The organism is Streptomyces panaciradicis (assembly GCF_023516615.1).
Lineage (GTDB): Bacteria > Actinomycetota > Actinomycetes > Streptomycetales > Streptomycetaceae > Streptomyces > Streptomyces panaciradicis.
Map to the genome: position 1 here is coordinate 26200 of NZ_JAMGBF010000148.1, position 7669 is coordinate 33868.

At 69.7% G+C, this 7669-nt stretch carries 6 protein-coding genes; 5 read left to right on the forward strand and 1 reads right to left on the reverse strand.

What is annotated here, in order from left to right; translation table 11 throughout:
- Nucleotides 1-41: 41 nt before the first annotated feature.
- Entirely contained in the window at nt 42-2558 is a 2517-nt protein-coding gene (locus M8J74_RS35775) for a DnaB-like helicase C-terminal domain-containing protein (protein WP_249840420.1), read from the forward strand.
- Nucleotides 2558-3130, forward strand: coding sequence for a hypothetical protein (locus tag M8J74_RS35780; RefSeq protein WP_249840421.1), 573 nt, complete (start codon nt 2558-2560; stop codon nt 3128-3130). The genes M8J74_RS35775 and M8J74_RS35780 overlap by 1 nt, the downstream gene beginning before the upstream one ends.
- 129 nt (nt 3131-3259) lie before the next feature.
- Here the strand turns inward: M8J74_RS35780 and M8J74_RS35785 are convergent, their stop codons facing one another.
- Complete coding sequence (locus tag M8J74_RS35785; RefSeq protein ID WP_249840422.1) at nt 3260-4687, reverse strand: hypothetical protein; 1428 nt, start codon at nt 4685-4687, stop codon at nt 3260-3262.
- 333 nt (nt 4688-5020) lie between these two features.
- On the opposite strand from M8J74_RS35785, the gene M8J74_RS35790 reads away from it, so the two are divergent.
- The 3 genes from M8J74_RS35790 to M8J74_RS35800 all read left to right on the forward strand — a co-directional run.
- Nucleotides 5021-5971, forward strand: a complete 951-nt coding sequence (locus M8J74_RS35790; RefSeq protein WP_249840423.1) for an ABC transporter substrate-binding protein — start codon at nt 5021-5023, stop codon at nt 5969-5971.
- Between the two features lie 2 nt (nt 5972-5973).
- A complete protein-coding gene (locus M8J74_RS35795; protein WP_249840424.1) occupies nt 5974-6951 on the forward strand; it encodes an amino acid ABC transporter permease in 978 nt (325 codons plus the stop codon).
- Nucleotides 6952-6959: 8 nt separating this feature from the next.
- Nucleotides 6960-7669 (forward strand): amino acid ABC transporter ATP-binding protein (locus tag M8J74_RS35800; protein WP_249840426.1); only part of this gene is annotated, 710 nt, incomplete at its 3' end.

A 7669-nucleotide genomic window follows, 5' to 3' on the forward strand; every position in this document is an offset into this window, starting at 1 on the left:
TTGGAGGGTGAGTGAGCCAGCCGGCGCATGAGCAGGAAGCGATGAACGCGACCGAGGCGCGGAACGCCCTCTACGCGCTGGTGAAGCGAGCCGAGGACGACGGGCGCACGACCCTGATCTACAAGGGGCAGAGGCGTCAGGACCGGGTGGTCCTGGCCCCGCTCGACCGGCTGCCCGCGGCGCGGAAGACAGAGGGCCTGCCGTCCCACGTGCTCAGCGCGGCGCAGAAGGACTTCGGCGACCTCATCACGCGGGCGGCCCAGGGGCAGCCGCAGGTGCTCCTCCGCAACACCACGCCGGTCGCGGTCCTGCTGCCCGCCGACGTCGTCTCCGCCACCCCCTCATCCGATCCGGCCGTGGCGACGGGCACGGCGCCCTCAGGAGGTGCGGTGAACGGTCAAGACGCCTCGGAGCCCGCGAGGGCGCCGCGCAGGCTGGCCACCCTGGGCGACGCCATCGGCGCCGCGCTCACCTCGGGTCCGGTCGGCAGCACCACGTTCGGGTTGCCCGGCCTCGACGCGGCGACGGGCGGCCTGCAGTCGGGCCGGCTGACCCTGGTGGCGGCCGCGCCGAACGTCGGGGGAAGCCTGCTCGGGTTGGCCGCCGCACGGCAGACCGCGCTCGCCGACCACCGCAAGGTGCTCTATGCGGCGTCGGGGCCGAACCAGGCCGACATCATGCGCCGCATCATCTCCGCGGAGACCGGCGGCGACTACCCGCGCCTGAAACAGGGCCGCCTCACCGACCACGAGCAACAGCTCGCCCAGCAGCTCGTGCAGGCGCCGCTGCTGATCGACGACGGCAGCGACCTGACCGCGGAGGCGATCGCGGAGACCGCCCCTTACGTCCAGGACCTGGCCCTGGTGGTCGTCGACCGCCTGCAGGCCGCCCACAACCCCCGCCTTCCGCTGTCCGGTGACCGGCTCCCGGCCGCCTGCCAGATCCTGGCCTCCCTCGCCCGCACCCTGCACGTGCCGGTCCTCGCCATCGTGGACAGCGCCGACCCCGCCCTCCTGAACCTGATGGACGCCGACGTCACGCTGACGCTCACCCCCACCCAGGATCCGTCCCGGGTGCAGGTGACGGTCGCCGAACGGGACTTCGGCACCATCGGCTCCGCCCATCTGCGCCCCGACCTGCTGCACGCCCGCTTCCTGGACGCCGAACGCGCCCCCGCCGCCCGGCCGGCCGACGACGCGCCCGTCCGGCGTGCGGTGGGCACCCCCGCGGAGCGCGACCTGGCCGAGGCGGCCCTGCCCTACACCTCCGGCGCTCGCCATGGGCTGCCGGCCGCCGTCACCCACGTCCTGGCCGCCCTGCGCACCGCGCTCACCGGCCAGGACGCAGCCGCCCTCGCCGAACTCGCCCCGTCGCTCGGCCAGATCGCCGCGGCGCCGCGGCAGCTGCCCGACGACGCTGAAGGCCGCCGCCTCGCCGCCGCGCTGAACGCCTACCGCAGCGCATCCGCCGATGCCCCGGAGCAGCCCGCCGCCACCGAGGCCGCGGTTCCCGTGCCCGCCGCGGGCGGCGAGCCCGTACCGGACGACGAAGACGACGCCGAGGCGGAGGTGGAACTGCGGCCGGGGGACGAGGAGGACGAGCCGGAAGGCGCGCCCTTTCCCGCGCTGAAGCTCCTCAAGGACGCGGTCGGCCGCTCGAAGATGCACCCGATCAAGGTCATCCGCCTCGAAGACCGGGAGAGCGGGCCGTGGCCGCTGATCAGCGAGCACATGGACGGCGAACCGCGCTGGGTCCACCCCGACGTGACGAGCACCCGCGTCCCCTACCTCCGGGACAACGGCAGACGCGTCCGGCGCGACCGGCTGGAGGTGCCCGCCTCCTTCGGCGACGGCGTGCTGTGCCTGATCGACCGCAACGGCAGCTATCCGTCCGCGTGTTCAGCCGTTCCCCTCGCTCCGAACAAGCTGCTGCACACCGGCCCGCTCGACGCATTCGACAAGGCCGGTGCCGGGATCTACCTCATCGACATCCCGGAGTGGTCCCGCACCGACATGCCTCACCCGCTGGGGCGGATCGTCGACCGGCCCGACGCACAGGGCCGCGTCTGGGTCACCACCCCGCACGTCAGGCAGCTCGCCCGGCTCGTGCGCGAAGGCCACCTCACCGCGATGCCGGCCATCCACGACTCATGGACGGGCAAGGCGAACGAGTCGCTGTTCAAACCGTTCTACGAAGCGGCCCGCAAGGCCCGCATGGAACTCGTCCAGGCCGGCGGCGACCCCTACAAGACGTACAAGACCCGCCTGTCGATCGCCCTGCGTCTGCTGTGGCCCAAGAGGCCCGAGCAGAAGTCCCCGTTCTGGCGGCCCGACTGGCGTATGAGCATGGTCGCCGAAGCCTCCGTCCGCCACTGGACCGTGGCCTTCAAGGCCGTCCAGGAAGGTCACACCCTCATCGCCCTGCGCAACGTCGACGCCGCCGTCTTCTGGACCCCGCCCGGCACACCCCCCGACACCTACCGCATCGGCACCGGCTTCGGCGAGGTCAAGGCCAAGTTCATCCGGCCCGGCGACATGATCCCCGAAGGTGACGACTGATGGCCGGACCCACCGGACACGGCCCTTCCCTCGGCGCCGCCCTCGGTGACCTCCTGCGTGCCCAGGTCACCCCCCGCCACCGTCTGTCCTCCTACCACGCCAAGCACTGGCACGCCCAGCTCTCCCAGCTCACCGCAACCCACCGCGGCCACCAGGCCCTGGAAGACGCCGGCCTCGACGTGACCGCCAAGACCCTCCTCAACTGGCTGTCCGACCCCGAGTACAGCGTCCGCCGCAGCTACCGCGACGTCATCCACACCGCCTACGAGAACGTCGCCGTCGTCCCCGCCGACCCGATCCCCGACCACATCAAAGACGGCCAGTACGAGATCAGCGGCTACGTCACCACCGGCACCGACCGCCGCCAACGCGGAACCCGCCACGCGGCACCCCTGCGGATCGACGCAACCCGAGGCGACTGGACCGACATCGAGAACCTCTGGCTGGCCGGCGAACTCACCGACGAACAGTTCGAGGACCACTTCACCGACGACATCATCGTGGCCGACATCGGCGAAGGCACCGACGGCTGGACCTTCGACGGCGGCAGCTACACCGTCGAACTCCGCTAGCACGAGACGCGACAGAGCAGTTCAACCCGCGGCAAAGGTGTTCCGCCCGCCCCGCTGAGATCACCGGCCCGCAGCGGTGTTGATACGGCTGACAGGTGGCCGGTCGTCACGGGGCGGGGGAGCGGTGGCTCAGCTCTTCGTCAGGGTGCAGGTGTACGGGGAGGAGCCGGACCCGGTGAACGCTTCCGCGTCGACGTAGTAGGTGTCCGTGCCGGAGGCGGTGCGGGTGAAGGTGAGGGATTCGTCCGTGCCGGGGCCGTCGTTGACCGAGCGCTCCAGGGTGCTGCCGGTCGCGTCGAGCCAGTACAGGTCCATGTCGTAGGCGCTGGGGACGGCGCACGTCAGTGCGGCGGTCTGCCCGGAGGCCAGGGTGACCTTGAAGTAGTCGCGGTCGCTGGTCGATTTCAGGTCGCCGGTGATGGTTCCGGGTGAGGGCAGGGCGGTGGCGTCGTCGGCGGTGTCGCGGGTGTCGTTGGGTTCGCTCTCGGCGAGGGATCCGCCGCCGCTCTGGCCGCAGTTCGTGACGGGGGTGCCGTCGTAGAGGTTGGCGTCGGGTACGCCTGCGGTGACGCTGCGCAGGTAGTAGCCGCATGTGGGCCGGTTCCTGAAATCGAAGGTCGTGCCCGGCGTGAGGTGCCAGATCTTGTAGTTGGAGTAGGTCAACGGCTTGCGGTCGGCGGCCTGTTCGGGCTGGTGGTCGCCCAGGACGACGTACGCGTCCTTGCCGTATTCGGTGCCCAGGCCGTTGCGGTCGATGAACAGGGAGCCGCCGCCTTCCTCGACGCCCACGCCCCAGGCGGCGCCGCCGGTGGTCAGACCGTCCTTGATCGCCCGTGCGACGAACGTCATGGTGCGGCCCATCCGGTCGCGGGTGACGAAGTGGGAGTCGTTGATGACGTTCGCGTAGTCGGGCCACTGGAACATGCCGGTGGTGAAGCTGATGGTCCGGTCGTAGGGGTTGGCGAGCGCCTCGGCGCTGGTGACGCTGCCGTTGCAGGCGTCGTAGACGATGGGGCTGTTGATGTGGTGGCCGGCGCTGCCGCCCCCGGAGCCGCCTCCCTTGGCCACGACGGACTCCACGGATGCCTCCAGTGGGGTGCCTTTCCAGGCGGCGTACCGGCACTGGTCGCCGCCGGCGAAGTACACGAATTCGGCGTTGCGGATGTCGGTGTTGACCTGGCTGTTCGTTGCGTCGGCGGCGGCGGTGAGGGTCCAGGTCGTGCAGGAGTTGACGCCCGCGAGGGTCATGACGGTGTCGCATTCGGGCGTCTTGCTGCCGGAGGTGGGCGCCGAGCCGGCGAGGACCACCACGTCCAGGCTGCCGGTGCCGCCGCGTATGTCGTCGATGGCGCGGCTCATCGAGGCGGGTATCACGGCTCCGGCTCCGTTCATCGTGAAGGCGGGCCCGTTCCAGGAGGCCCGGCTGACGTCGGAGGCGCTGCCGAGTCTGATCCGGTTGGCTGCGGCCTGGGCGGGCTGCTGGTGGGCCAGGGGCAGGGTCAGGGCGCACAGGGCGACGGCGGCGTAGGCGGCCTTGCGGGCATGACGGTACGTCACAAACGCTCCAGAGGTCGGGAGGTGGGGTGCCTGTCCGGGCGGGCAAGGGACGGCCGCCGGGCCAGGACGCGAGGCGGTTCAGACGTCGTAGCGGAAGATACAAGTCAATCAATCCGGCCGGAAGATGTATGACGATCCTTGTTCGTGTTCGGTCGCTGGAGGGATCGTTACCTGTAGAAAGCGGTCGCTGACCGGGTCGGGTATCAGGCCGGAGGTGGCGTTACGTGAAAGTAACGCGCGATACATCTAGCCATTGATTCGTTCTTTCTGTAACTTCCCTGCTGTGCCGACGGCAGGGGTTCGTCGGCAGAGATCCCGAGAGGTTCCACCACGATGAACGCTCGTCTCGCTCGGCGCATGGCGGCCGCCGCCACCACAGCCCTGGCTCTCACCGCGCTCTCCGCCTGCCAAGACGGCGGCGACGACACCACGCCCGCAGCGAACGGGAAGGTCGCGGTCGCCGGTGTGGAGATCACCAAGGACCAGGCCCTGCACGACAAGCTCCCGGACCAGATCAAGAAGGCCGGCAAGGTGCGGGTGGCCACCGACGTTCCCTATCCGCCCTTCGAGATGTTCGTGAAGGAAGGCGAGAGCCAACTGACCGGCCTGGACTACGACCTGGGCCAGGCACTGGGCGGCAAGCTCGGCGTGGCCTTCGCCTTCACGCCGCAGAAGTTCGACGGGATCGTCCCGGCCATCCAGGCCGGCAAGTTCGACGCCGCGATGTCGGCGATCACCGACAACAAGCAGCGCCAGCAGGTCGTCGACTTCGTCGACTACTCCCAGTCCGGCTCGGGCATCCTCGTCGCCGACGGCAACCCCGGCAAGATCGGCAACCTCGACGCCCTGTGCGGGCAGAAGGTCGCCGTGCAGGCCGCCACCAACCAGCTCGACCTGCTCAAGAAGCACCAGGCCGACTGCTCCGCCGCGGGCAAGGGGAAGATCGACATCCAGACCTACCCCAAGGACTCCGACGCCCAGCTCGCCCTGCGTTCCGGCAAGGTCGTCGCGCAGGTCCTGACCAAGCCCGCGGCCGGCTGGGTCGCCAAGACCGCCGACGGTGGCAAGGCCTTCGACCTCGTCGAGGACCCCACCGCGCCCGGAGGTTACAACGCCTCGCCCAACGGCATCGCCGTCAGCAAGCAGCTGCCCGAACTGACCGACGCCATCCAGAAGGCGCTGCAGGCACTGATCGACGACGGCACCGTCAAGAAGATCTACGACAAGTACGGCGTCGCCTCGATCGCCACGAAGGCGGCCACCAAGAACGCGGCGGTGGACTGAGGATGATCGACACCAAGGACGCGCTCAAGGCACCGCCCGCCGGTCATCGCGGCGATCAGGAGCTCGAAATCGTCCCGGTCCGCAACTACGGGCGCTGGATCGCCGCGGTGATCAGCGTGACGGCACTGGCCGGCCTCATCGGCTCGCTCGCCAAGAACCACAACCTGCACTGGGACATCGTCGGCGACTACCTCTTCGCCAACCTCGTCTTCGACGGCCTGGGCACCACCCTGTGGCTCACCGCCGCCGCCATGACCCTGGGCCTGGGACTGGGCACCCTGATCGCCGTCATGCGGCTGTCCTCCAGCCCCGTCCTGTACGGCATCGCCACGGCCTTCGTCTGGGTCTTCCGCGGCACCCCCCTCCTCGTACAGATCATCTTCTGGGGATATGCCGCGGCCCTCTACAAGTACGTGAAGATCGGCATCCCCTTCACCGACATCACGTTCTTCCAGACCGAGACCAACGCCCTGCTCACCCCGGCCATAGCCGCCCTCCTCGCCCTGGGACTGAACGAGGCCGCCTACGCCTCGGAGATCGTCCGCGCCGGCATCCAGTCCGTCGACCCCGGCCAGACCGAGGCCGCGCACTCGCTCGGCATGCGCCCGGCCCTGACCATGCGCAGGATCGTCCTGCCCCAGGCGATGCGGGTCATCATCCCCCCGATGGGCAACGAGACCATCAACATGCTGAAGATGACCGCGCTCGTCTCGGTCATCTCCGCCCACGACCTGATGTCCAACATCCAGGACGTGTACGCCCAGAACTACCAGGTCATCCCCATGCTCGTCGTGGCAAGCCTGTGGTACCTGGCGCTGGTCAGCGTGCTCAGCGTCCCCCAGGCCTGGCTGGAGCGCCGCTACGGCCGCGGCACCGGCCGCGCCGGGCACGCCTCGCCGCTGCAGCGGATGCTCGGCGGCGCCGCGGGCCTGCTCGGAAACGGCCTGATCGGAAAGAAGAACAAGGAGGACGGCCGATGACCACGACCATGGTCCGGGCCGAAGGAGTGCGCAAGCACTTCGGCAAGCTCGAAGTGCTCAAGGGCATCGACCTCACCGTCGAGCGCGGGCAGGTGTGCTGTCTTCTGGGGCCCTCCGGTTCCGGGAAGTCCACGTTCCTGCGCTGCATCAACCACCTGGAGAAGGTCGACGGTGGCCGGCTCACCGTCGACGGCGACCTGGTCGGCTACCGCCAGCACGGCAACAAGCTGCACGAGCTGCGGGAGCGGGAGGTCGCCCAGCGCCGCCGCGACATCGGGATGGTCTTCCAGCGCTTCAACCTCTTCCCCCACATGACGGCGCTCGAGAACATCACGGAGGCGCCCGTCAAGGTCGGGGCCGTCGCCAAGAGCGAGGCCCGCGACCTCGCCCAGCAGCTCCTCGCGCAGGTCGGCCTGGCGGACCGCGGCCATCACTACCCCGCCCAGCTCTCCGGCGGCCAGCAGCAGCGCGTGGCCATCGCCCGTGCTCTGGCCATGAAGCCCAAGCTCATGCTCTTCGACGAGCCGACCTCGGCGCTCGACCCCGAACTGGTCGGCGACGTTCTGGACGTCATGCGCCGACTGGCCGCCGACGGAATGACGATGGTCGTCGTCACCCACGAGATCGGCTTCGCCCGGGAAGTCGGCGACACGGCCGTCTTCATGGACGAGGGTGTCGTCGTCGAAGCCGGTCACCCGAGCCATGTCCTCGTCGAACC